This window comes from Actinocrinis puniceicyclus, assembly GCF_018283645.1.
Lineage (GTDB): Bacteria > Actinomycetota > Actinomycetes > Streptomycetales > Catenulisporaceae > Actinocrinis > Actinocrinis puniceicyclus.
In genome coordinates this window covers 1-1,013 of the sequence record NZ_JAGSXH010000343.1, presented here as the reverse complement: position 1 = coordinate 1,013, position 1,013 = coordinate 1, and the positions used below count along the sequence as shown (strand labels likewise).

Below are 1,013 nucleotides of genomic sequence, written 5' to 3'. Positions count from 1 at the left end.
GACCGGGATGTGCGGGTTCTCATGGTGACCAACCCGACAGAGGGCTGATTTAGGACGGGTTCTCGCTCGCCGGGCAGGGCTCGGTGAGCAGGCGCACGGCCTGGCGTAGCCGTTCAGCCCGGGCTTCGGCGATCTGCGCGCGGTGGTGTTCGGCGCGCTCGCGGGCGTCGGCCGCGGCCGGGGCCTCGCGCAGGCGGGCGTTTTCGGCATACAGGTCGAGCAGCACTTGGCCTTGGCGCAACACGGCGCCGGTGGCCTCGGCGGCGGCGCGGGTGGCCTTGACCGTCTCGGTGACCGGCAGCCTGCCGAGAATCCGCCGAGCGCGGTGAGCAGGTCGGCCGGGGGGCTCGCGGTCGTTGCCGTTCACGGGCTGCGCCCACGGGTCGAGTGCCGAACTTCTACAAGAGTGTAGATGGACAGCGGAGGGCAGGACGGACGGGTACCTGGTCATCAGGAGTCTGTCTGCGCCGCGGGCGGGCCAGTGGTGCGGATCAGCTAGCAGTACCACTGCGGTGTGTGTGCGCGATGCGCCGAGGCGAGCGGGAGCGCGGCGCGTGTCGTCACCACTCGGGGGAGGGCACGTACATGCACGCTTTCGCGTTGTCGCCGTGGATCAGGAGCGAACTGCTCGGCGGCGAGGAGGCCACTGCGGTGGACGGCGCGGCAGACGTCGGCGCGCCGGAGCTGCCTGCGCCCGCCGTGGTCCGGTTCGAACCGCGGTAGGTGGTTGCGCTGGTCCAGTCCGCACCGATGACCACGGTCACCTCGGAGTAGCTGTCGGACCGGTGCATCGCGGTGGAGGGGATGCCCAGCGCCGCGGCCACCGCGGCGGCCGAGTCCGCGCGGGTGGAGGGGTAGTAGAGCGCGGTGGCCGTGGTGGGCGGGGCGTTGCCCACGGCGAGCAGTGATCCGGTGAATCCGGCGCCCTGCAGCGCATTCTTGATCACTGCGGCCCGGCCGGCGACGCCGGTGCCGTTGCGGATCATCGCGCGGACTGCGGCCTTGTCCACCGG

The 1,013-nt window shown here is 71.9% G+C and carries 2 protein-coding genes; both read right to left on the bottom strand.

The features are described 5' to 3' along the window. Positions 1 to 49: 49 nt before the first annotated feature. On the bottom strand, positions 50 to 367 hold the full coding sequence (locus KGA66_RS29205) for a hypothetical protein (RefSeq protein ID WP_211472854.1): 318 nt from the start codon (positions 365 to 367) through the stop codon (positions 50 to 52). Between the two features lie 193 nt (positions 368 to 560). After that, a partial coding sequence (locus tag KGA66_RS29200) for a LytR C-terminal domain-containing protein (protein ID WP_211472852.1) occupies positions 561 to 1,013 on the bottom strand: 453 nt, incomplete at its 5' end.